Here is a 25356-nt window from a genome sequence, read left to right on the forward strand (position 1 = left end):
GTTACAGGCTGCGTGCGCGTCTGCTACCTTGGTCCAGTAGGTGGTCATATAATGCCCCCCATTCGCTCCGCTCGACCTGCGGGGAAAGCTGTGCCGCAAGGCTGCGGCTCCCAGCACTAAGTTTTCGGGCAAGCGCATCGTCACAGAGGATGCGGCAAATAGCTGCGGTAAGTGCGGCTGTATCGCCATGCGGCACCAGCAGCCCGGTTTCCCCGTCCCGCAGCAACTCCGCCATGCCACCAACGGCAGTCGCGACCAGCGGCACGCCAAGGCTTGCAGCTTCGATCAAGGCGTTGGGCATGCCTTCGAACGCTGAGCATTGCACATAGACGTGCAGCGCCTGCAGATGATCGAGCGCCGACTGCGGTGAAAAGCGGCCGGTGCGAGTAACCTCCGCTTCAAGATCAAACCGATCGATCAGGGCGTTGGTCCATTCTTCCTCGACTTGGTCAGTGAAGAAGCCGGCAAGCATTAGTCCGCCACGCAAATCCGGCGGTATACTTGCATAAGCGCGTACCAGCAGCGGTACGTCCTTGACCTTGCGAAATTCCCCAACCATGCCGACCACGCCGCGATTCGATTGGGCCAGTTGCCAGCCTTGTGCGCCAGCGGCGATCGGCACGACGCTGTTACGGATTACGCTGGCGCGTCCGGACACCGTCACGTCCTGTTCAACCAGGTCTAGATAGCATTGGTTGACTGACGTAACCCAATCCGCCTTTTGTAATATCTCCAAAATGCCGGTCCGATGGAATGGATGATCCTTCAGCGTGATGACGTCGTTGCCGCGAATGCTGGCGATCATAGGACGACGTGCTGTCCCGGCTTCGTTGGCCATCAAGCACGGCTCGGCCGATGGCAGGAAAAAACCATGAAACAGTTGAAAACTGTACTTCGCATCAAGTTCGAGGATTGCGTCGCGAAGTGCGAATTTGGTGCTGTTGCTGATTGCACTTTGTGTCAGCCGATGAACCGCGATTCCATCCTCCATGATCGAACATAGCCCCCCTGCGGGCCGTGCGTCGCTCTCTTGGACTGTGACCACATGCACCGCAAAATTCAGGTCTCTCAGCATTTTCGCCAGCCGCTGGGCCGCTCCCGCCACGCCGCCGAGGGTTGGCGGGTACATTGTCGAGCAAAGACAGATTGCAGGGGTCATAGCGGGGCGACTGGACCAATCGTCGCGCCATCGACTGCCGCCAATACACCCGAGCTATCGCTGGTGATGACTTCCAGATGATGCATGGCAAGCGCGTTCCAGCCCTCTCGGCTGGCTTGAAGGACTGGGCTCTGCGGCAGTTCTTCCTCGTCGAAATGGCAAGTGTCGAGACGGTCGACGCGAAATGCCCGCAATGCCGTGCCATAGTTCGGCCAACCATCCTGGGCGAACCGCAACAAGCTCCCACGATGTTGCACCAGCCGACCAGCGGGTCGTGTCCGCCGCCGGTTTCCCGGCCATAATGGGCTGTAGGGATGCTGATGCCATGGTCCGATCGGGCTTTCGGCGAAGTGCAGATGCAACTCATCGAGGCCATATTGCGAAAACAGCCAGTATAGCTGACCATCGTGATGCAGCGTTGCGTCGGCGTAAGGGCCACGCAACAGGCTCGCCACCGGCTCCCAACCACTGGGAAAGCCGGTTGTGCGATATAGTCGCACCTCGCCTGCCTGCCGGGTTTCAGGGATCATGTACACCGCGTCCTGCCAAGTGAATATCTGCGGGTAGGACAGGTGGAATGGCTCGCGGAGAACGATCTGGCGATACGTCCAGTCACGCCCGTCAGCGCTGGTGGCAAAGGCGATTTCGCCGCGACCCGACGTTATGTTGAGCACTTCGAAGAACATGTAGAACTGCCCGTCACGGTACAGCACGAAAGGATCTGCCACTGCGGCCGCGCGACAATCGGTGACCGAACGCGGGGTCAATACCGGCCGGCGCTGCGCTGGGATCGGCATCAGGTCGAGCGGGCTTTGTCCGTGATATATCGCGATCGACCAGCGATACCGCCATTGCCAGGCAATCGACTGATCAGTGGCAGCGCGGGCGATCAATTGCCTTCGCCCTTTGGCGGGCGGGGTAACATCCCCTTGTCAGCGAGCATTCGAAATAGCGGTCGGCCGAGCGCTGCGGTAGCGGCGAACATGACGCCAAGACTAACCGTGCCCCAAGTCGCTCGCAGTTCGACTGCTCGGGCCAGTGGGTAGGTGAGGCCAAGATACATATAAAACATGCCCTTCAGCATGAAGTAACTGGCCCAAATAAGGGTTACGATCGTGAAAAACCGGTGCAGATCTGGACGATCCTCAAAGTTTTCTTTCTTTCCTTGCTCGCTAAGTGTCTGGACAACCGACTTTTTGCCTAATGTGCTGTAGAAAAAAGCTGCGCCAATCAAAAAGTTGGAGATTACCCCTTCGTAATGCAGCATGAATGGTGTTTCAGCGAATAGGTCGATCAACCCAAAACCTATTGTCATTATTGTGGCAAGTAGAACGAGGCGTTGATAGGGAATGGCGTAAAAATATCGTCGAATGCCGTCTATCAACGCGATCACGATGACGCCGATGATTGCTGCGCGGAGACTTGCCAAGCGGTTGAGCGCGATGAAGGTAATGAGCGGCAACATGTTTTCAGCAGCATAGGATAGGATCGCGATGATTCTGGCGCTTGGTTTACGCTCAGCCATAGGTCGAACCCTTCCGGAATAATGGTTGCCCGCCGCGCAGCATGCGTTCGGCTTCGCTTATTGCAGAGCCGATATGTCTTCCTAGAAGCTCGGCATTCTGCCCGGTAAACATCGTGAGGTGCGTACCGGACACGACACTGGTGCGCGGGACTGCCTTGAAATGGCCTGCCCAGCCAAGGTCAACCGATGTCGCGGGGTTGGTGTTGCCGAGTGCCAAATCTGCTTGTTGCGCGCGGAAAACATGCGCCGCCACATCGAGACGTACCGGCCCTGGCGCATAACTTGCTGCGGCTTTGGCATTGGCTTTGTAAATTTCGATGAAGCGGGCGAGCCCTGTAAGACTGGGTTCGTCGGGTAGCAGTTTGGCGGCAACCATTTGCGCTGCCAATTGGTTCATCGCGCCGCGATACCCTCCCTGCGCCATGCTAATCGCTGCAATATCGAATTTGGTGTCGGAGAGTTTGCCGATCCGTACTGCGATATAGGCGAGCCACGCGATCTCGCTCCGGGCGTCTGGCAACTGCATTGACATGCCCGGGGCCGGATTATCGAGAACTGCCAAAAGGCCGATCCTGCGACCGCGCCGTTGCAGGTGGCGGGCAACTTCGAAAGCAACCAGCGCCCCGAATGAGTGTCCGGCCAAATGGATCAGGCCGTCATCGGCATGTTCGGCAATTACATCGGCATAATACTCGCTGAGTGTTTCGACACTCGGCGGGATTTCTTCATCAGGCGCTTCACCGATTCCGCGCAACGCCCAACAGGGGCGGGCGGGCGATAGCTGCCGGGCAAACTCCCGCAGATAAATCGGGCTGCCACCAGCCCCGGGGAATAGATACAGGGCTGGTAAATCTCCCGGGATATGCAGGGGCAGCAGCAATTGATGCGTGGCATGACTACGGACGTTACGCACCAGCGCTGCAAAATCGGCGATAGTCGGGTGTGCTAGCAGCGCCGCGACCGGAATTCGGGTGCCCATCTGTTGTTCGATCCGCGCGGTCAGCCGTACTGCCAGCAACGAATGGCCGCCCAGCGCAAAAAAGTCATCGTCAATGCCAACATGATCGATTTGCAGCACGTCCGCCCAAAGGCGGCTAAGGCTTGCTTGCACCGCGTCATGAACAGGCATGTCGCGAGACAGCGTTTCTGGTACGAGCCGCGCTAACGCTGCGAAATCAACCTTGCCATTGGACGTGATCGGCAGTCGATCGTGCAGTATGATGCGAGCGGGAAGCATGACCGGGGGTAGGTGATCGGCCAGTGCATTGCGAAGCGATGTCTCAGACAACGCCGGGTCGTTTGCTGCGACATGCGCGATCAAGCGCGACTCGCCTTCCGGCCGGTCGACCGACACGACACACGCGCGATTGATACCTGGCATGGCGCTGAGCGCGGCTTCGACTTGGGCGGGGTCGATCCGATACCCGCGCAGTTTGCGCTGCCGGTCCTTGCGGCCGAGGATCAGGATGCTGCCGTCAGAGAGTTGGCGCGCGAGGTCGCCGGTGTGATAGCGTTTTCTGTCCTTGGTTGATCCGAATCCACCGGGGTGCTCGTCCAAATACCCATCGGCAACGCTCTGGCCCGAAACCACAAGTTCGCCGACTGCTCCCCGCAGGATGGGATACCCCTGCTTGTCCCAAAAGCTGACGCGGACGCCGCGTATCGGTCGGTTTAGCGGCAGGGGGGCGTCGTGCTCGCCGGTCTGCGTGCGGTGGGTTGGATCATCGGCGCTGAATAATATCCCTATGGTGGTTTCGGTAGGGCCGTAATGGTTGTGGATATTCAAGCCCGGTGTTCGGCCTGGAAGGCGATCTACCCAGGCGGATTGGGCACTTTCGCCGCCCAGCACCAGCGTTCGGCGCGGCAGCACGGCGCGGCCCGCGCTGGTGAGCGCCGCGAGATGCGACGGCGTTATCTTTAGATGATCGATCGCCGACTCGGCCATGAACTTGGCGAACGCGGCATCGTCGAGGCAAACCGGCTCGGCCACCAGATACAGGCAGCCGCCGGTCGCCAGCGCCGCCAGTGTCATCGTCAGCCCCAGATCAGCCGCCGGCGACGAAACCATCGCGAACCGCCCGCCGCCGGCCAGGTTCAAATCCTCGACGATGCTGGCGGTATAGAGCGCAAGCGCGGTGATGGGCACGACCACCCCCCGGGGCGTCCCGGTTGTCCCCGAGGTGAAGATCACATAGGCTGCACCCGGACGCGCCTGGGGCGACCGGCCGGTGGAACGCAGATCGTCGCCATCCCAGACATAGGCAATGCCATGTTCGGCGATCACCCGATCGCGCAGCCCTTGCGGCCAATCATCGGGGAGCAGTACCGGCGTCATCCCCGCCTGTTGCGCCGCGAAGAATGTCGAGGTCAGGTGGCTATCGCGCCGCGCCACCAGCCCGAACAAGGTGCCAGGCACCGCGCCGCTATCCCGCATCATGCCGGCAAGCCGATCGGCACGCTGCGCCAAGGCGCGATAATCGAGCGTCGCGTCTGCGGCGACCAGCGCGGGTGCATCGGGCGTCTCGCGCGCCCAATGCGCCAGCCAGCAATGCACCGGCTGCGGCAAAGGCGATCCGACTTCCCGCGAAAACACCGGTGTCGGATCGGCCAGCGCGTGCAGCGGCGCGTCGGGCCGGGCGAGTGCAGCCGCGGCGAAAGCGCAATAAGTCTCGCCCAGCATCGCCGCGCCCTGCGGCGTCAGCAGCGCCGAATCATAGCCGAGCCAGCCGGTGACCCGATCGCCATCATGGATCGTCAGCGTGACATCGAACTTGCCGCCCGATTGCGGCATTTCGCCCGTGGTGAAGCTCATGTCCGCGCCAGCCAGCGAATCCGACACGAAATTGAAGCTGACATCGAACAGCGGCGACCGGCTGGCGTCGCGCGGCGGCCGCAAGCGTTCGACCAGCAACGCGAACGGGAAGGCCGCATGTTCGATCGCGCCAAGCACGACGCCGCGCAACATCTGAAGATACCGGGCAAAGCTGATATTCGCCGCACCGCCATCGGCATCGCCGACCCGGGAACGAATGACCAGGGGATCGACGAAGTAGCCGACCAGATGCGCCACCTGCGCCTCGGCCCGGCCCGCTTGCGGCGAGCCGATGATGACATCGTCCTGCCCGCAATAGCGATGCATGAATGCCGTGAACAATGCCAGATGGACGAGATAGCGCGTCGTGCCCGCCGCCTTCGCCGCGCTTGCCACCGCCGCCGCGAACCCGTCGGGCAGCGCGAGGCGGACACCGCTGCCGCAAAAGCGTTTGCGCGGCGGACGCGGCAGATCGGTGGGCAGATCGAGCATCGGCAGCGGCCCGGCAAGCACGTCGCGCCAATATGCCCACAGACGTTCGCCTTCATTGCCTGCAAGTGAAGCCAGCCGTGCGCGGACATGGGCGATATAGCCTCCAGCTTCGGCGATGGGTTCGCCGGTGGCCAGCCGGTGCAGATCGCGCCGGATCACTTCGAGCGACCAGCCATCGGAGACGATATGGTGCATTGTCAGCAACAGGCGCGCGCGCCCATCGGCCAAATCGAACCAGCGAAAGCGGATGACTGGGCCGGTATCCAGCGCGAAAGGGGCGTTATGGGCCGCATCGCCCGCTGCCGAAACCGCGTCTGCGTCCCAGCTTCGCGCATCGATTTGCTGCCAGTCAATCTGGCCAGGCAGCTGGACATGCTGCACCACATCATCGCCCCGGCGATGGAAAACCGTCCGCAGCATCGGGTGGACAGCGACCAGTCGTTCGCAAACCTCGCGCCATGCCGCGCCATCGGCTCCGGCGGGCATGTCGAGCGGCAAGCTCAGCGTGTAGGCGCTGCTGTGCGGCGCGAGTGTCCACAAGAACCACAAGGCGCGCTGGCCATAGGATAGTGGCACCTCTCCCGTTTCTACAGGCTGGGCAAAGGGTGCGGCTGTCGCGGTAGGGGCCGCGGGCGGCTCCGCCAGATCGTGGTCGACTAGCGCCAGTGCAAGCGCCACCAAGTCATCGATTGCGGTGTCGCCCACCAGCCGGGCAACCGAAAGATCGATGCCATATTCATCGGCCAGCTCGCGCCGCAGCCCCAGCGCCATCAGCGAATCGAGGCCGAAGCGCGTTAGCGCGATTGCGCCGTCCATCGCCTGGACATCGCCGCCGCCCAACACCGAGGCCAGCGTGCGGCGCAGCTCATGCGCGGCCACGGCTTGCCGCTCCTCGGGCGCGAGCATGGCAAGACGCTTGCGCTTTGGCAGCGATGCGATCGAAGCGGGGTGGGGCGCGGGCGTGGGGGCGGGTACCGGCTCGGCCTTCGCTGATCTGCGTGGGGAATCGATCCAGTAGCGTTGGCGGTCAAACGGCGTGGGGGGCATCGCGGTTCGCCGCCAGGGGCGACTACCATGAAACGCCCGCCAGTCGATCGTCGCGCCAGCATCGTACAGTTCGGCCAGCGCGGCCAGCACGGTTTCAGTTTCAATGCCCTGGCCGGAGCGCGGCGCGACCCAACGTTCCTGGCCATCGCCATCATCGCGCGCCGCCGCGGTCAAAACCGGGCGAGGGCCAATTTCGACATAGGTGGCGCATCCCGCCGCGCGCAGCGTCGCCATGCCATCGGCGAAGCGCACCGCATTTCGCAATTGGCTGGTCCAATAGTCGCCATCGGGTGGCGCGACCTGCGGCTGCCCGGTCAGATTCGACAGCCATGGCAGTTGCGGTGGGTGCGTCGTGATTGAATCAGCGATGGCGCGGAATTCGGCGAGGATCGGTTCCATCAGTGCCGAATGAAAAGCGTGGCTGACGGGCAGGGCGCGAACGCGCACGCCATCGGCCTGCAACGCCGCCTGCAAGGTGCCGATGGCCCCCGCGTCGCCCGAAAAGACGATGCTTTGCGGCCCGTTGATCGCGGCGATTTCTACCGCCGGACCTGCCCGTGCCAAAAGGCCTGCCGCCGCAGCTTCGGACATGGCGGCGGCAAGCATCGCCCCGCCGGTGGGAAGCGATTGCATCAATCGCCCCCGCACTGCCACCAGCTTCGCCGCATCGGCGAGTCCGATTGCTCCAGCGCGCCAGCCAGCGACATAATCGCCGATCGAATGACCCAGCACCATGTCGGGCCGAATGCCCCATGCCCCCAGCAATTGATCGAGCGCGCAGGCGAAGGTGAACAACGCCGGCTGGGTATGCGCGGTCTGATCGAGCGGCGTGTCGTCATCGAACATCAGATCGGTGACGGGAATGGCGATCAACGGATCGAAATGCACCGCGCAGGCATCGACAGCGGCGCGGAAAACCGGCTCTGTGGCATAAAGTTCGCGTCCCATGCCAGCGACCTGCGCGCCCTGGCCGCTGTAGAGAAAGGCGATGCGCGGGGCGCGGGGGGCGGCGTGGGGCCGCGCGCGCGCCAAGCGCGTCACCGCGCCTGCTGAATCGGCAGCAACGACCGTCATGCGATGTTCAAGATGATCCCGGCCAAGCAGCGTTGTTGCGCAGGCATCGGCGAAGTCGTCCGCCGTCATGGCTTCGATCCGGGCTATCGCCAGCTGCCGCAATTGTTCGAGTGCGCCTGGCGACCGTGCCGACAGTGCCAGTACCTGATGCGATCGCGCGGCGGGACAGGGGACGGGGGATGATGTCGATTGAGGCGATGGGGGCGGCGCTGCAAGAATGACATGGGCATTAGTGCCGCTGATGCCGAACGAACTGACGCCCGCGATCCGCCGCCCGCGATCGGGCCAGCACCGCCGCTGTCGTACCACGGCAAAGGGGGCATTTTCCCATTCGATCCGGGGATTGGGTGTAGCGCCGTGCAGCGTGGGGGCCAGGGTGCCGTGTTCGATCTGGAGGATAGCCTTGATCATCCCGGCGATGCCCGCAGCTGCTTCGAGATGGCCGATGTTGGTTTTCGCTGCGCCGATGAGCAGCGGATCCCCCGCCGCGCGCCCGGCAAATATCGCGCCCAGCGCCTGAATCTCGATCGGGTCGCCCAGTGGAGTGCCGGTGCCGTGCGCTTCGACATAGTCGAGCGCGTCGGGCGATATGCCCGCATCGGCCAGCGCGCTTGCCAGCAAGCGTTGCTGCGCGGGACCGTTGGGGACGGTTAGGCCGCTGGTGCGCCCGTCGTGATTGAGCGCGCTGCCGGCGATCACCGCCAGCACCCGGTCGCCATCGGCCAGCGCATCCTCGACCCGCTTGAGCGCGACCATGCCGCAGCCTTCGCCGCGGACATAGCCATCGGCGGCGGCGTCGAAGGCGCGGCTGCGCCCGGTAGGCGAAAGCGCTTGGGCACGCGCGAGCGCGATACTGGTTTCGGGCGAGATCAGCAGGTTCACGCCGCCCGCCAGTGCAAGATCGCATTCGCCCGCGCGCAGGCTGGCGACGGCCTGATGCACCGCCGTCAGCGATGACGAGCAGGCGGTGTCGACCGCGATGCACGGCCCCTGCGTCCCCAGCACGAAGGCGAGGCGACCTGCTGCGGTGCTGTGCGCGTTGCCGGTGCCGATATAGCCGCCGATCGCCAGCCGATCGACCATTGGGATGCGCGCGGCATAATCGGTGTGACAAATGCCGATGAAAATGCCGGTAGCCGATCGTTGCAAGCCACCGGGTGGAATGCCCGCCGCCTCGAGCGTTTCGCGCGCGATTTCGAGTAGCAGCCGCTGTTGCGGATCGAGCGTTTCGGCCTCGCGCGGCGAGATGCCGAAGAAACTGCTGTCGAAATCGCGGATCTCGTCGAGAAACCCGCCGTGGAAAATGTGCGGAGTCTGATTGGGATCGATACTGGCTTCGCGCAATTCGGCCAGATCCCAGCGGTCTTCGGGCAGGCGCGATACTGCGTCGGTGCCGCTTTGCAGCAACGCCCAGAACGCATCAGGCGATGCCGCGCCGGGAAAGCGACAGCCCATGCCGATGATCGCGATTTCGCCCGCATGCTCGCGCGAAAGGGGCGTGCCGTGCGGCTTGCGCGCGGCGCTGGCGGGCGCGTGTGGATCGGCCAGATGGTCAGCAAGCGCGCCGATGCTGGGAAAATCAAAGGTTACGGTCTGCGCGATCGGGCGGTGCAATGCGCCCGCCAGCCGTTCGGCAAGCGCGACCGCCTGTACCGATCGCATGCCAAGGTCGTAAAAGCCGGTGTCGCTGTCGAGCGGCTCGGAAGGATCGAGCGCGAGTATTTCGCCCACCAGGTCGCGGACCAGCATCAGCATCGCGGATGGGACCGGATCGGGCGGGCGCGTGGGAGCGGCGCGGGGTAGGGCGGCGTGTAGCGACGGCGGGGCGGTACCCACCGCCAGCCCCCTGATAAACAACCGTGCCAGCACCCCGTCAAGCTGCAGGCCGGCGTCGCGCTGCTCGACGCTGGTCGCCAGCGCGGTGATCGATTTGCCGCGCAGGATGTCGCGGATGAAGCCGGTCAGATGTCCGCCCGGCCCAACTTCGATAAAGGTGTCGATCCCGTCTGCATGCATCCGTTCGATCGTTTCGCGGAAGCGCATCGGGCCAAGCCATTGATCGACTAGCAGCGCGTGGATCGACTGAAGGTCGCCGGGAAAGGGTGCGGCGCTGGCGCAGCTATAGGCGTGTGTGGAGCCAGGGGCGATGCCCATGCGCGACACCGCGTCGGTCAGCGCCGGGCGCGGCACCGGGAAATCGGGGGTGTGGACCGGCATCGCTAGGTCAGTGAGGCGGAAACTGACGATGCCCGCTGCCTTGAGCGCAGCCTCTAGCGTGGCAACGGTTTCGGGCGGGCCGCAAAGGATTGACTGCTGCGGGCAATTGTCGAGCGCGAGCGACAGTGCCTGATACCGGCCACCGCGCAGCAGACGCTGGGCGGCGGCGGGAATGGCGATCATCGCGGTGGGTGCGGCGGTGTGGGCCTGGCTGTGCACCAGCGCCTGAATCGTATCGGCGAAAGCGAAGCCGTCCTCCGGGCTTGCCAGCATGCCCGATGCCGCGAGCATGGCGATCTCGCCAAAGCTGTGGCCCGCCATCGCGACGGGCGACAGATCGGGGCACAGCGCGCGCAGCACTGCGTGCATGCACAGATTGCCGGCAAGCATCGCTTCGATGGTATCGCCAATCCCCGCTGCTGGCGGCGACCCCGATCCGGCGAGCGCCGGGTTGGCGGCCAGGCGGGCGCGGCGGGGCGCGGGCAGGCGTGCATGCCAGGCGCGGGCGGCGGGATAGCGAGCGAGCAAATCGGTCATCAGCCCGGCGCGGCGGACCCCAAAGCCCGGAAACACCAGGCCAATGCCGCCGCCCTCAGCCTCCACCGCATCGGCGGCGGCGAAGAACATGCCCTTGGTCAAGGCAAAGCGCGGCGCGCTGCCGGTTTCGATCCGCCCCGCCGCTTCGGCGAGTTTTGCCCCGAGCGACGCGGGATCGGCCCCCGTCACGGCCAGGCGATAGCGCTCGTGCGCGCACGGTGGCGGTGCCGGCGAGCCGCCCAGCACCGCGCGGGCGCGATTGACCAGCGCTGCGCGTGATTCCGCTGAAAGTAACAACGGGCCGGGATCGTGCTGCCCGGTCATGCGGCAACCTGATTGCGGACACGGCCCGACAGGCGGTTACCCTCGCGCCAGACCTCGATCGCGGCATCGTTGCCGGTGGTCAGTTCGGATTTAAGGAGGGCCAACAGGAGCGCATCGGCGTCCTGCGCGGTGCGCCAGCGCGCGAGGTCGACCGGGGGCAACACCAGATGGGCCAAGGCCCGCGCCCAGATGCCACCGCCCCGCGCCAGCACCTGCCGCCAGTGTTCAAGGTCGATGCTCCGCACACCATCCGCCTGCGCAACGCTGAAGCACAGGGTGGCGTCGCCGAAAATGCGGTTCGCCAGTGCCGCCGGCAGCGTGATCAACCGCTGTTGCAAGCCGATGATCGTCGCGATCGGGCCATCATCGGCCCGGAAATAGGCGTTGGCGACGGTGCCGATGCCGGGCCGCAGCTGAATGATCACCACGCATTGCACCAGTTCGCCGACATCGGGCGTGCGATGAAGCGTCACGCGGTCTGCGGCATAAGGAAAAATGCCAAAGTCTGGTGGCAGTCCGGCATGGTCGAGCAGCCACAGCGCCACCAATTGGCCCGCAAGGTCGAGCAATGCCGGGTCACCCGCCAGCGCGGGGCGGTGCAGGCCGGGCAAGTCGGTGATGACCGCCTGCCCGGCGATGCCCTGGGCACAGATCGATGTGACATCGCGCAGCCCCCGAAAAGCGGGGCCGTGAAACGCATAGTCGCGATAGAAGCGTGCCGGAGTCCATGTTGCCGGGCCGCGCCCGCCACGCCCGCCGCGCAATTCGGGCATTGGATCGGCTTCGATTGCCGGCGCTAGCCGGACGCGAGCGGTAAAGGCGGGTTTTGTGCCTTCCCCCAATATCAGGGCGGTACCATCAGGCGTTGGCGTGGCCGCGATGGTGAGATCGAGGGTGCCGCCGAACAGCGGCAGCCAGCGTTCGGCGGCAAGCTGTTCGATGATGGTGACCGCGCCGACCGGGGTATCGCCACTGCTGTGCGTGAGCGTGCGCGCTGCTTCGGCTGCGATGACGAGGCTGGTCGTGAAGGACAGCACCGGCAGCGCGGTTTGCTGCCGCCCGAGCGCATGATCGCGCAGCAATGGATCACCCGAGATGGTAAACCGCCGAAGCCATCGCGTGTGCGCGATCCGCCGGCTTTGCCCGAACCCCAGAAAAGCGCCTTCGGGCGAACGGCGGGATGAAGCGGCCTGCCGCAGCGCGATCGCCTGGTCGATCCGGCCGAGGGTGTCGCGGGCGGCGGCAACAAGCTGTTGTTGGCGGGCTATGGTCGCGGTCGCGGATCGGGTTGGCGCTTCGGCCGTGCGATAGGGCGAGCCAGCGAGCATTGCGGCGTCGCCACCGCCAGCGAAGGCGCTGATCCCGAAAGGGTCGATCCAGAGGCCGGCGACATGCAATTGCGCCAGCATCCGCTGAAATTGCAGCAACTCGCCCTGCTTGGCGGAAAGCGTAGCGGTGGCAAGATGCGGACGGCCACGCAGCGTATCCTGGACAAAGGCCGACAGCTTTTCGTCACAGCCGACTTCGATGAAGGTGCGGAAGCCCTGTGCGTAGAGGCGCTCGACCGTCTCGCGCAGCCGCACCGTTGCCGTCCATTGCCCGGCCATCGCAGCGCGCACCGAATCGGCAGCAGGGCCAACAGGTGCCGCAGTCAGGCAGGACCATAAGGGCGTTCGCATCGGGCCGAGCGCCAGCCGGCGATAATGGGTCGCCAGGATACTGGCCCAATCCCCGAACAGCGGCGTGTGATAGGCGCGCGCGAACGGTAGCCGACCGCAGATCGCGCCGGCGCTGGCGAGTTGCGCCACCGCAGCGCCCACCCGATCCTCGTCCCCGGCGATGACATGCTGATTCGGGCAATTGTCCATCGCGATGAAGGCACCCGCAGCGTCGGTCGCGGCGCAAATCGCATCAGGGCTTGCCCCGCCCACCGCGAACATCGCCTGCGGTGTTGGGGGCACCGGCAGCGCGCGCCCGGCGGCGCTGACATCGCGCAGCCAGGTGCAGACCGCGACACGATCGGCGGCGGGCTGCATGCAGGCGGCGATCGCCGCGCCATGTTCGCCATTGGAATGGCCAACGACCACATCGCCCGCGATCCCCAGCAGGCCAAGCACCTCGAACAGGGCCAGATTGGCGACCGTCGTGATCTGTCCGCCATAGCCGATGTCGAAAAGCTGTTCCTCCAGATCCGCCCGCTCGCGCGGATCGAGATCGGCAGGCGGGTGGATCAGCCGAACGGGTGGAGCCTGTCCCGCATCGCGATGTACCGCATCAAGCGTTGCCAGCCAGGTAGCGACTGGGGGAAGTATGTCGCGCAATTCGCGCAGCATGCCGATCCGCTGGCTACCTTCACCGGGGAAAAGCAGCGCGATTTTGCCGGGCACCTGCGCTTCGCCGAAATACAGCCCCAGCGCCCTGACCGTCAGGCGATTGCCCGCATGCGCCGCCAATCGTTGCCGCGCCACTGCCGCGCGCGCCGGCAGTGTCACGGCCGGGCCGACCAGCGCTAGCCGAACCGGGTGCGCCCGATCGCGCGGCGGCAAGGCTGCGCCATGGCCTGCCGCCACCCGATCGAGCAGCGCCAGCATCGCTGTCCGGCCCGTCGCACTCAGCAACAGGCAGTGGGCGGGGGCGACGTTCATGCTGCACGCTCGATCCGCAGCGGCGGTGCCCCTTCGTCGAAGCGCAGCACCCGCGTCGCCGCCGCCAATATCGGCCCGAGCCAGCCATCTGATTGCGCGGTCCAGGGGCCTTCGCCGGCGATAACCTCGGTGCAATCGGGATCACCCCAGCGCATCTCGTCGGAAAAAAAGGCGCGCCCTTGATCGACGGTGATCGGCACGATTCCCTGCGACGCCAGCCGCGCCTGTACCCCTTGGCTTGCCATGCCGGTGCCGCTCCACGGCCCCCAGGCGATGGTGAGGATACGGCTATCGGGCAGCCGCTCGCGCATTTCCCTGCCCAGCCGCGCCATCGTTTCATTGGCTGCTGCATAATCGGCCTGGCCGTGATTGCCGAACCGCCCTGCGATCGACCCCATCAATACAGCCCATTGCAGGCCATCGCGGCGCAGATGCCGCATCAGCGCGATGGTGCTGGCAACCTTGGTGTCGAAAACGCGCGCGAACGTCGCCGAATCCTTGTTCGCGATCCGCCCGTCGGCGATGATGCCAGCGCCATGCAGGACCGCGTCGATCCGGCCATGATCGACATAGATCGAATCGATCAGCGCGCCAAAGGCGGCGCTGTTGGCGACATCGCAGGCGCGATACTCCACACGCGCCCCGGCGCGACGGAATCGTTCGACTATATCGTCGTCCTCGCTAAGCGCCCGGCGACCCACCAGCACCAGGCAGACACCGGGTGCGGCCAGTTCGTCGATCAGCGCGGCGGTGATCCCGCGCGCGCCGCCGGTGGCCAGCACCACCCAGCCCGATCGCGGCCGCCAATCGACGCCGCTGCCTGACCGGACCAGCGGCGCTGGCGCTGGCGCGAACAGCACACGCCGTCCCGGCAGAATCGCGACTTCATCGCCGCCGCCGGGCACGAGCAATTCGGCGGCGATCCGATTGGCGATCTCCGCCGCCGGCAGCGCTCCGTCAATCTCGATCGTCTTGGCCAGGATATGCGGTGCCTCGGCCATCAGCGAACACAACATGCCGTGCGGCCCGCCGCCCGCGGGGGGGCGCCGGATATTGTCGCCATCGCAGGCGGCCATGCAGGATGCACTGACGATCCGCAGCGCATGTTCCCGATCGTCGACCTCTGCCTCCAGCAGACGCAGCAGCGCCAGGAGCCGGGTCGATCCCGCGGCGAAGGCCGACCGCCAGGCCGCGTCGCCCGGTGCCTGATGCGCCGCAAACCCCGCCAGATGCACGACGCCGCGCACCGGCCCGTGGATCAATCGAAGCACCGCGATACGGGTCGCCAGCCGATGATCGTCTAAAAGATCGTCGGCGGCTATTTCGAAGGTGGTGGTTCCCGCGCGGCGCAGATCGGCGATCACCCGCTCGGCCATGCCTTCACGATCGGCGGCGACCAGGCAAAGCCCCTTAAGCGCGACGGCACGCTCGACCGGCAGCGGGCAATCGGCATGGCGCATGACGGTGCGGCGGCAGGCAGCGGGGGGAGGCGCGGGTGCTGCCGGTTGGGCGGTCGCCGCCGCAGTCGTAATTGCGCGCACCAGTTCGTCGACCGATTTGGCGGCGACCAGCGTGCCAAAGGCGGCATGGACCGGGTGGCGATTGGCGGTGGGCAGCGATTCGACGATCTTGCCGATCATTTCGATCCGCTTGATTGAATTGACCCCCAGTTCGGCCTCGAGATCGACGTCGGGCTTGATGAAGTCGGCGGGGTAGCCGGTGATGTCGCCGATCAAGGCGATGATCCGGGCGGCAAGCGCGAGGGCCTCGATCGGCGTGGATGAGGCCTCAGCGTTAGGGGGCGAAACCGTCACCGGTGGGGGCGGCGACGCTGCAGCGGTGGCTTCGATTGGCAGCGGCGCGTCGTCGAGCAAGCGCGCGAGCAGGCGTTCCTGCTGGTCGAGAAAGGCCTGCATCGTTTGCTGATACGCCGCAAGCGCGTCGTCGCGCGGGCTGGCTGCTGTCGCGGGTGCGCGCTGACCGGCGGTCTCCAGCGTCAGGAAAGGCGCGGACCCGATGCAGGGCAGCGAACCGGTGCGGTACGCTCGTCCACCATCGATTCGCCAGACCGGATCGCAGGAAGCCTGGCCGGGGCGGTGCAGATCGACAGCGGCGATACCGCGTCCGGCGTGGAGCGCGCCAAGGTCAACGGCGTGGCCGCGCGCCCAGATTTGCGCCATGGCGCGAAGCCAGGGCCGCAGCCCGCCATCGCAGGCGATCGCGGCATGGGGGCGGTTGCCCAGGATCTCGCCCGTCAGTCCGGTCAGCGTCCGGCCCGGTCCCAGCTCGACAAAGGTGCGGGTGCCAGCCTGCCACATCGCTTCGATCTGGGCGACGAAATCGACAGGCTCGCGCAGGTGATCGACCAGCCGGGCGGCGATCGGCTCGGCGCGATCGTCATAGGGCGTACCATCGCGATTGGCATGTACCGGGATGCGCGGGGGCTGGGGCGGGGGAAGGGTGGTCAATGCCTGTGCAAAAGGGAACTGTACCGGCTCCATCAACGCCGAATGAAAGGCCGAGGAAACGCGCAGCCGCCGCAGCGTGATGCCATCGGCTTCGATCGGGTGGAGGAACGCCTCAATCGCCGCGGCGGGGCCGGACACCACCTGTTGCGCGGGGGCGTTGCGGTTGGCGAGCTCGACCGCAGGGTGGCCGACCAGATAGCGCGCCAGTGCTTCGACGGGCAGTGCGACCATCGCCATCGCGCCGCCCGCCGGGGCATGCGCGGCCATGTGCGCGCCGCGCGCGCTCGCCAGGGCATAGAGCCCGGCCCGATCGAATACGCCGGCGGCATGCAGCGCGGTACACTCGCCAAAGCTGTGGCCTGCCACGCGCGCAGGTTGCAGGCCGAGGCGCGTTGCCAGCGAAAACATGCCCGCGCTGATCGCCGCGATCGCCGGCTGGGCAATGGCGGTGTCGGCTAGCGCCGTGCCCGCAGCGGCGCGGGCGGCATCGTCAAAGGCGGCTGCCGGCATCAGCGCCGACTGCACCGCCGGATCGGCAGCGGCGATCGATTCGCGCAATTCGGGCATGTACAGCGCCAGTTCGCGGCCCATACCGGGATATTGCGCGCCCTGCCCAGGGAACAGAAAGGCAAGGTCGCCTGCACCTGCTTCATCGGCATGCCCCGTCATATCGGTAAGGACGATATTGGGCGGCATCGGCTCGCCCGCTTCGAGCCGGCGTAGCGCCTCGGCAAGCGTGGCGCGCACATCGGCATGCGATTCGACGATCATCGCCAGTCGTGCCGATCCGCCGCCTTGCGCCGCCACTGCGCTGGCCAGCGCCAGTTCGCGCAGCGAAACCCCTGCGCTCAGCCGCTCGCACGCCGCCTGCAATTCGCCCAGCGCCGCGATCAGCGCCGCGCTGTCCTGCCCGGCGGCTATCACAAGTTCGGCTGGCCAGCGCGCTGCCCCCGGCGCTCCGCCGCTGTCATGCGCGCCAAGCACCGCGTGATAATTGATTCCCCCGAACCCGAAGGCGCTGACGCCGGCGAGCATTGGCTGTTCGGCCAGCCAGGGCTGTGCTGCGTCGAGCACCTGAATCGGTCCGCCCTGGGCAAGTGCGGCAAGCGGCGTGTTGATCCCATAATGGCCAGGTGCGACCCTGTGATGCAGCGCCAGCGCCGCCTTTGCCACGCCGACCAGCCCGGCAGCGGCACGGGTGTGCCCGGTGAGCGACTTTGCCGAACCCACTATGCAGCGCGTGACCCCACTGCCCGCCAGCGCGGTGCCGAGCGTTTCGAGTTCGGTACGGTCACCCACCTGCGTGCCGGTGCCATGCGCCTCATATAGCGACAGCGCACCGATCGAGGTGCCGGCGGCTTCATGCGCGCGCGCCAATGCCCGCACTTGCCCGGCGGATTTGGGCGCGGTCAGCCCCAGCCCCTTGCCATCGCTCGCCCCGGCGACTCCCAATATCCGGGCATAGATGCGGTCGCCGTCGCGCTCGGCGTCGGAGAGGCGCTTGAGCACGAACACCACCGCGCCTTCGCCAAGCACGATGCCGTCGGCATCCGCGCTGAACACGCGCGCCTCACCGCTGGGCGACAAGGCACCCGTTTTGGTGAAGGCGACATAGGCGTGGGGCGACAATTCGCTCTCGATCGCGCCGGCCAGCGCCAGATCGGCGCGGCCCGATTGCAATTCGCTCACCGCCAGGTCGAGTGCCGACAGCGACGACGCGCAGGCAGCGTCGACGGTGAAATTGCGGCCGCCCAGATCGAAGCGATTGGCCACCCGCCCGGCGACAAGATTCAGCAGGATGCCGGGGAAGCTCTCCTCGGTCCATGCCGGCAGCCGCGCCAGATCCTCGTCGCCGATCGGCGCGATCAGCGGCAGACCCGAACGCAGCTTGTACATTTGTTCGAGATCGCCGGCGCTGGCCACGCCGAAAATGGCGGCGGTCCGGCTTCGCAAGGCGGCGTCGTGCGCGAAATCGTCGAGGCCGGAATCGGCAAGCGCGCGGCGTGTCACCTCTAGCGCCAGCAATTGCGGCATGCACACCGACGCCAGCATATTGGGAGGAATCCCGAATCCCGCCGGATCGAACGGGACCGGATCGATGAACCCGCCCGCCGCCGATGCGATGGTATCGACGCCGGTGCCGACCGGGGCAGCGGCATCATATAGCCGCCAGTCCCAACGTTCGGCGGGAACCGTGCGCGTCGCTTTTCGTCCGTCGAGCATCATGCGCCAGAGGCCATCGGCATCTTCGGCACCGGGGACCAGGCAGCCGATCCCGATCAGCGCCACCGGCTCGCCCGGCGGTGCCGCAGGCTTGCGCGCCGAAGCATCCCCCCAGCGGCTGGCGGCATAGTCGGCGGCGTTCGCGGTCACATCGTGGTGAAGTTCAGCGCAGGATTGGGTATCGCGCCTGAGTCCGGCGATCTCGCCCATCATGAACAGCCCCTCACCATGCTGCTGTGCCGGGGGCAGGGCGACGAGCATCTCGCCGTCGCGCGCCAGCCCCTTTGACGCGATCCGCAGGCGGCCTTTCACCAACTGATCGAGCGCTGCACTGCGCTGCGCGGCGCTGATGCCCAGCGCTCGCAGCCGCGCATCTTCCGCCGCGAAGGTGGCGACGAACGGCGTCCGGGCACATCGAATACCGTGGCCCGGGCTGATTTCGACCACCACGGTGTCGGCGGCGGCCACGGCGGTTTGCTGGAACTGCGCCACCACTGCCCCGTCGAGAACCGCTTCTTGCGTGAACAGATAGGCGCTGCCCATCAGCAAGCCGCAGGCGATGCCCTGCTGCGTCAGCGGTGCCGCCAGTGCAGCCACCATCGCGGCAGAGCGCGCGTCGTGAATGCCGCCTGCAAACAAGATTTCAACATCGTCGCGCCGGGTGGCACGCAGCACCTCGACAATTGCATCCCACAGCGGCAGGCTGTTGAGCGGGCCGACATGGCCGCCGCATTCGGCTCCTTCAAACACAAAGCGCCGCGCGCCCTGAGTCAGGTACAGCCGAAGCAATTGCGGTGTGGGGGCGTGAATGAAGGTCGCGATTCCGGCCGCCTCCAGCCGTGCCGCCTGATCGGGACGGCCACCGGCAATGAGCGCGACCGGCGGGCGAGCGGCGATGACCGCAGCAAATTGTGCCTCGCGAAGCTGTTCGTCGATATAGCCGAGCAAGCCGACGCCCCATGGCGACCCCGCCAGCCGGGTTGCGGTCTGCGCCAGCAGCGCGCTAACGCCCGGCTCCTCCATCATCGCCAGCGCGATCAACGGCAGGCCGCCGGCGGCAGCGACCGATGCGGCGAAGGACGCGGTATCGCTGACTCGGGTCATCGGCCCCTGAACCAGGGGCAGGCTGGTGCCGCGTGCCGCCGCAAAGGGTGCGCCCTTTGCCAGCATCGTGGTGGCGGCCAAAGCGCGGGTGTCGTCGGTCGCCGCCTTCCGTATCGCCGCGATCAGCCGCCCGGTGCTGCCATAACGCTGTGCGGCGAGCGCGATCTGCGCACTGGCCTGCCCCAGCGGCCAGGCGAAGACATCGGGTGGCCCCCAGCCAATCGATTCGCAGACGGCGGCGCGCCACGCATCGGCCCGATCGGCTGACGCCGCCTGCTGCGTGACCCGGTCGGTAAGCGCGACCAGGGCCTGTGCGCCGGCGAAATCGGCACGGCCCACCACCCGGCGGCGTGCGCCAAGATCGCCGCCGAGCACCAGCGTATCGGCGTCGCTCAGACCGGCAAGGCGCGATTGCCATCCGGCCGGCAGCGCGCTTTCGCGCAGTAGGAGGAGGGCATCGTCGATCACGACGCCCGCCGCGCCGCCCATGACACAGGCGGCGGCTGCATGCGGGCCGGTGACCCCTTGAACCCAGAAGGGCAGTGACTGCGCTGCCAGCGCCTGGGTGAGGACAAAGGCCGATACCGGGCCGATGATGCCGCCGCATTCCGAACCGCGTGCGACAAGCCCCGCGATCGGCGCGTTGCCGTCCAGATAGGCAAGCTGATCAGGGGCGGTGATTTCGAGCCAGATCGAGCGTTCGGGGGTGGCCAACCGCTCCAATGCCGCGCCGAGGGATGCCGGACCCCAGTCCGCGAGGATCAAATGTGTGACATCGCGTGCGTCCTGGCCGGGCGTCAGCCTCAGCCCGGCGGTGCCGGTCGGCAGGCTGGCAAGCACCGTATCGACTGCATCGGCAGCACTGCTGACCGCGTCGATCAACGGCAAGGCTCCAGCGCGCGCCGCCGCGCCGAGGATCGTTGCTCCGGCGGCGGGGGGCGTCAGCGTGACGCAGGTGAACCGGGTCACATCGCCCCCTGAAGCTGGATCACCGTGCGATCGGGGAGCGCGGTGCGGGGGCGTGCAACCGTGCCGGTCATGCGATCGACGATCGCCACCGCGTTGCTGACCCCGTCTTCCTGCGCAATGCGCGCGGCAAGGGCCGTAGCCTTTTTGCGCATCGCTTGATCCTCGCAAACCCTGCGGATTGCCTGGGCAAAGGGCTTTGGCAGCAGTTCGGTGGCCGGGATCGGGCGCGGCCCCACGCCCAGCCGCGCGATCCGCCGGCCCCACAATGCCTGGTCATAGCCAAAGGGAACCGCAAAGCTGGGTATCCCGGCACGAAATGCCGCTGCCGCCGATCCCGATCCGCCCTGATGCGCCATTGCCGCACAGCGCGGCAGTAGCCAGTCATAGGGGATGTTCGCGACCCGCATGATCTGTGGCGGCAATGCGATGTGCTTCAATCCGCCCCAGCCCGACACCAGCAACGCGCGTCTCCCCGATTGCGCCAGTCCGTCGACCACCGCCTGCGTCAGCCGCTTTGCGTTCTGGCCGACCTGGCTGCTGAAGCCGACCACGACCGGCGGTTCTCCGGCAGCGAGAAACGCGGCCAGATCGGTAGGCGGGGTGTAGCCATGTGGTTCGTCGAGAAACCAATAGCCGGTGACATGAACGTCGCGGCCCCAATCCCATGGTTTGGCCAACACCGACGGCGAGTAGCCGAAAAGATGCGGCAACCGGCGCAAGCGGCGAAGCTCGGTCGCCCAGTCAAGCGTCGGCAATCCCAGCACCTTGGTTCGCCACCGATCGACCTGCGGCTGACCGATGCGGGTGAACGGTTCGGCCCAGCGCCAGCTCAGGCGATTATAGAGCGGCCCCAGCGGCGGCGCGGCGGGGCCGTGAAACGGATTGGCGAAGCCGCTGGTGGGCAGGTGCAGCACCGGATTGGGACTGACCACGAACAGCGGCACGTCGAGCTTTTCGGCCAGCGACGGACCGGCGCGGGTCCATGACCAGCAGAATATGGCTTCGGCATCGGCGCAGGCTTCCCAGCAACTGACCAGCAGCTTGTCGAGAAACGTACCCAGATAATCCTGGAAAAACCGGTCGAAGGCGGCTGCGTCGCGAAGCCGATCGCGCATCGCGGTTCCGGCGGCACCGCCGAAAAACGCGGTTGCGCGACCAGTGAGGCGAAAAAACGCCAAGCCATGCCCCTCCACCCATGCTTCGAAATCGGCCGGCGCGGCGAAGCGCACGACGTGTCCGGCGGCTTTCAGCCCGAGCGCCAGCGCCAGCAACGGCTGGACATCCCCGCGCGATCCCAGGGCTAAGATAGTGCAGCGCATCGCGGCGTTTCCCTCTGCGGCTGGTGCGGATCAGGCGCGCTGCACATGGTTCGCGATCGTTTCGACGACGAAATCCTGCATTGCGCCGACCGACAGGTCATCGACATATTCGCCGTCGCGCACCGCGAGGCGCTCGAAATCGAGTGCGACGCGAAGCTTGTTTTCCAGCATGATCGCGATGTGGATCGCCTCTACCGAGGAAAGGCCAAGGTCGCCGACCAGCATCGTCTCGCGCGTGAGGTCGCCTGGCTCCTCGCCCAAATCCTCTAATATCTCGGCGATGACCGCGATCAGCGTGTCCCAGACCTTGTCTTTGATTGCTTCGCTCACGCAATTCCCCCCCGGTATTGGTCTCAACAAACTGCTTCGCGCCGCTCAGGCGGCAACCGATGTCGCCAACAAGGGCATCAGTTGCGGGATCGCCGATGCCAGGCTCTCGCCGCGGGCATCGTCCATCGTCTGGGTCCAGCGCAGAAATTCGGGCAGCCGGTGCGAATGATCGGCGGCGAGCATATGGTCGACGATGCCGGTCAACGCTGCGACCAGCGTGGTGGTATCGCGGCGCGGTGCCGCGTGCGGCCAGCCAGCCGCGACCCGTCGGGCCAGATCGCCAAGCTGCGCCGCCGCCTGCGCCTTCAGCCGCGGCGGCAGCACCCGAACGTCGAGATGCTCGGGATGGGTGACGATCGAAAGGTTGGGGCAGTCGTTGATCGTCAGTTCGGACAGCAGGAATGCCAGCAGCGGTTCGAGCGCGAAGACGTTGAGCAATTGTACCGCTGTGTTGGTGGCAAGCCCGGCGCGCAGATTGAGCGCATCGGCATTGGTATCGAGATAGCGGAGATTTTCTGCGATCACCGGCCATCGCGAAGGCGCACGAATATAGTCGTTTACCGCGCCATGCCCGTCGAGGCTTACCGTCACGCGGATCGCCTTGAAGGCCGGCCACAATTGCTTGACCCGCTCAGGGATCAGCGTGAGGTTGGTGTTGTAGCTGATGGTCATCCGGCCCGCTGCGCCGATTTCGATCATCCGTTCGAGGAAATCGAACATCTGACCGATCAGAAACGGCTCGCCGCCCGCCAGGTTGATCGATTCGAGTGAGGGGGCCGCGCGTTCGAGTTCGGCCCAGAAATCGGGCTTTTCAAACCAGTCGATCCGCCGGAAGCGATCGAAATACGCATGGCCGCGCGGCACGTCGTGATAGGTCGCGAATTCGGGGATCAGCAGTCGGCTCGACTGAGGCGAGCACATCCGGCAACGCAGATTGCAGACATTGCCAAGGCGTAGATCTGCGGTTTTCAGGACGATGTCCGCCGTGCCATCGACGTGGGTGGCGGCAAGCATCGCCGGAATGTCCTTCGCCCAGCGCGCGTTCTGGTCCTGCCGGTGGCTGCGGATGCCCACATCCTCGACCATATAGCAGCGAGCGCAGGCAGCGGGCCGGTCGCCGGCCAGCATCTGGACACGCAGCGCCGCCATTGCCGGCGTGTTCATTCCGGCCAGGATGCCTCCTGGATGATCCACCCGACGTGCCTGGCCGGTGTCGCCATCGATGTTGGTTTCGCCGGTGCTGACCGTGCGACAGCAGGGCGACATCACCCCGGCTTCGTCGGCAAACAGATGAATCCACGGCAAGACGCAAAAGCTGGTGTGCGTGTCGCCCGTCGCCATCATGCCGCGACCGCGGCCACAGCACTGCGCTGTTGAAAATAACCGGCTACCTGACGGTGGAGCACCGGCTTGTCGCTTGCCCAGCGCAGGCATTGCCGGTCAGCGTCGACCGCGACATCGCGCAAGGGGTCATAGTCGGCCTGCCGCAGGATTTTCCAGCGGTCGCGATAGCCGCGCTGTGCCAGCGGGCCATGCCAGAGATGGCGGACCCTGCCGGGCACATAGCCGATGCTGCCGTCGATGGCGCCGTGAAACGCCCGGCCCCAGCTCCCCATCGCTGCGATTTCGGCGGCGGTCATGTCGCGACAAGCCATGTTGAGGCCGCGCCAATAGTCGCGGTCGCCGAAAATGGCATGTGCGATCGTCACGTCACCGCCGCCCAATATATGTCGGTCATACAGAGGATGCTTGGCCAGGATCGTGCGCCGCGCGGCCCAGGCGAACCCCGGGTGGCCATGATTGAAATAGTCGGCAAGCAATCGTTGCCGCTCGCCGCCGCTCGCCATCGTAGCGGCCATGCCCGGCATCTCGCATCCCTCGCCCAGGCCGCGCGGCGGATGTTCAGGGGGCGTGACCGTATCGGGGGTAAGCCAGACAGCGCGGTCAAACGGCTGGACGACGGGGTGGCGATCCAGCAGGCTTGCAGTCTGGCCGACCCAGTCGGGATTTTCGAACAGAATATCGCCGTCGAGCCAGACGACCTTGTCGCAGGCGGCGGGCAGCGCGGCGATCGCGAGGTTGAGCAGGCGCTCCTTTTGCCAGAGCGTCACATCGCATCGCCGTTGCAACAACAGGTCGCAGACCGATGCGTCGATCTCGAATTCGCCATCAGTATCGGCTTCTGCACCGTCAACGCCGGTGCGGTCATGCGCCAATTCGATGATTGCCAGCTTCAGTCCCTGCGCGCGCACACGCTGGGCGAACAGCATTAGATTCTGCGGCAGCCAGGGGTTTCGCGTCGGATTGAAATAGGCGGCAACCCCCCAGAGGGTTCGATGCAGCACCGATGGAATGGAGGGCATCAGCGAAGCCCGTGCAGACAAAGAAGGCACGTTCAAAGACGATGAGATTGTAGCCGGAGTGGATGCCGGAGACGAAATTGGGGCGTTTACCCTATCGGTGGCGTCTGCAGTCATGGCGGCACTCACAAGGTCGGGACGGCCCCAAGGTCGAGACGGCAGGTCCATCCGCACTGATGGCGCTATCAGTAGGGAAATCTCCCGCAGGAAAGTAGCGCACCCCTATGCCGCATGTGCAAAGGTGGGCGCGCTACCTCAGATCATCCCAATTTTAAATCATGGCTTTAGCAAATCATGCGGATGCCAGAGCCATACCGACAACGCCAGTGGTCTTCGATTCGACATAACCACCAAGTACTTCTACGAAATCGACCAGAGGCTCGACCGTTGCATCCATGATTTGGTGCTTGCGCAGTTCGGCGATCAAGTGGCCATGCGATTCAATATCGGTGATGATGACTAGTCCACCACCCACCTTTGAATGTGCGCTGACGATTCGACCATTTGAGATTGATTCCTGAATCTTTGACTTGAATTCGCTAACGGCTTCAACCGGCAACGAGGCGAGCAGTCCCTTGGCGGGAATCGTGATCATGTATTTCATGGCAAATCTCCTGAAGATAACCGGCTACGACTCGCAGCCATGTTTACGCAACACAAAATCGCATGTTCCTTACTGACAAAGTTATCACGCCATGTAAGTCGGAGCTATTATTTTTTGACATAAACTGCATGGAATATCATCCGACAC

At 65.4% G+C, this 25356-nt stretch carries 11 protein-coding genes; all 11 read right to left on the reverse strand.

Annotated elements, in window-relative coordinates:
* Position 1: 1 nt before the first annotated feature.
* A complete protein-coding gene (locus QU44_RS09770; protein WP_081987962.1) occupies positions 2 to 1159 on the reverse strand; it encodes a glycosyltransferase family 4 protein in 1158 nt (385 codons plus the stop codon).
* Positions 1156 to 2052, reverse strand: a complete 897-nt coding sequence (locus QU44_RS17195; RefSeq protein WP_052134607.1) for a glucosamine inositolphosphorylceramide transferase family protein — start codon at positions 2050 to 2052, stop codon at positions 1156 to 1158. Before QU44_RS17195 ends, QU44_RS09770 begins: the two co-directional genes overlap by 4 nt.
* The gene (locus QU44_RS09780; RefSeq protein ID WP_033921929.1) at positions 2049 to 2684 is read right to left on the reverse strand and encodes a septation protein IspZ; all 636 of its coding nucleotides are present in this window, start codon (positions 2682 to 2684) and stop codon (positions 2049 to 2051) included. Before QU44_RS09780 ends, QU44_RS17195 begins: the two co-directional genes overlap by 4 nt.
* Positions 2677 to 11187 carry a type I polyketide synthase gene (locus tag QU44_RS17455; protein WP_052134609.1) on the reverse strand — a complete coding sequence of 2837 codons (8511 nt, stop codon included), beginning with the start codon at positions 11185 to 11187 and terminating at the stop codon, positions 2677 to 2679. The genes QU44_RS09780 and QU44_RS17455 overlap by 8 nt, the downstream gene beginning before the upstream one ends.
* The gene (locus QU44_RS09790) at positions 11184 to 13832 is read right to left on the reverse strand and encodes an acyltransferase domain-containing protein (protein WP_033921931.1); all 2649 of its coding nucleotides are present in this window, start codon (positions 13830 to 13832) and stop codon (positions 11184 to 11186) included. Before QU44_RS09790 ends, QU44_RS17455 begins: the two co-directional genes overlap by 4 nt.
* Positions 13829 to 20596 (reverse strand): type I polyketide synthase, encoded by a 6768-nt coding sequence (locus QU44_RS09795; protein ID WP_052134610.1) that lies wholly within the window; start codon positions 20594 to 20596, stop codon positions 13829 to 13831. Before QU44_RS09795 ends, QU44_RS09790 begins: the two co-directional genes overlap by 4 nt.
* Entirely contained in the window at positions 20593 to 21915 is a 1323-nt protein-coding gene (locus QU44_RS09800; protein WP_081987963.1) for a glycosyltransferase, read from the reverse strand. The genes QU44_RS09795 and QU44_RS09800 overlap by 4 nt, the downstream gene beginning before the upstream one ends.
* Before the next feature lie 30 nt (positions 21916 to 21945).
* Positions 21946 to 22245 carry an acyl carrier protein gene (locus tag QU44_RS09805; RefSeq protein ID WP_033921932.1) on the reverse strand — a complete coding sequence of 100 codons (300 nt, stop codon included), beginning with the start codon at positions 22243 to 22245 and terminating at the stop codon, positions 21946 to 21948.
* Between the two features lie 45 nt (positions 22246 to 22290).
* Positions 22291 to 23586, reverse strand: coding sequence for a twitch domain-containing radical SAM protein (locus tag QU44_RS09810; protein ID WP_231621692.1), 1296 nt, complete (start codon positions 23584 to 23586; stop codon positions 22291 to 22293).
* Positions 23586 to 24608, reverse strand: coding sequence for a hypothetical protein (locus QU44_RS09815; protein WP_033921934.1), 1023 nt, complete (start codon positions 24606 to 24608; stop codon positions 23586 to 23588). The genes QU44_RS09810 and QU44_RS09815 overlap by 1 nt, the downstream gene beginning before the upstream one ends.
* A gap of 289 nt (positions 24609 to 24897) precedes the next feature.
* On the reverse strand, positions 24898 to 25209 hold the full coding sequence (locus QU44_RS09820; RefSeq protein ID WP_033921935.1) for a hypothetical protein: 312 nt from the start codon (positions 25207 to 25209) through the stop codon (positions 24898 to 24900).
* Between the last annotated feature and the right edge of the window lie 147 nt (positions 25210 to 25356).

It is taken from the genome of Sphingomonas sp. 37zxx, assembly GCF_000786205.1.
Lineage (GTDB): Bacteria > Pseudomonadota > Alphaproteobacteria > Sphingomonadales > Sphingomonadaceae > Sphingomonas.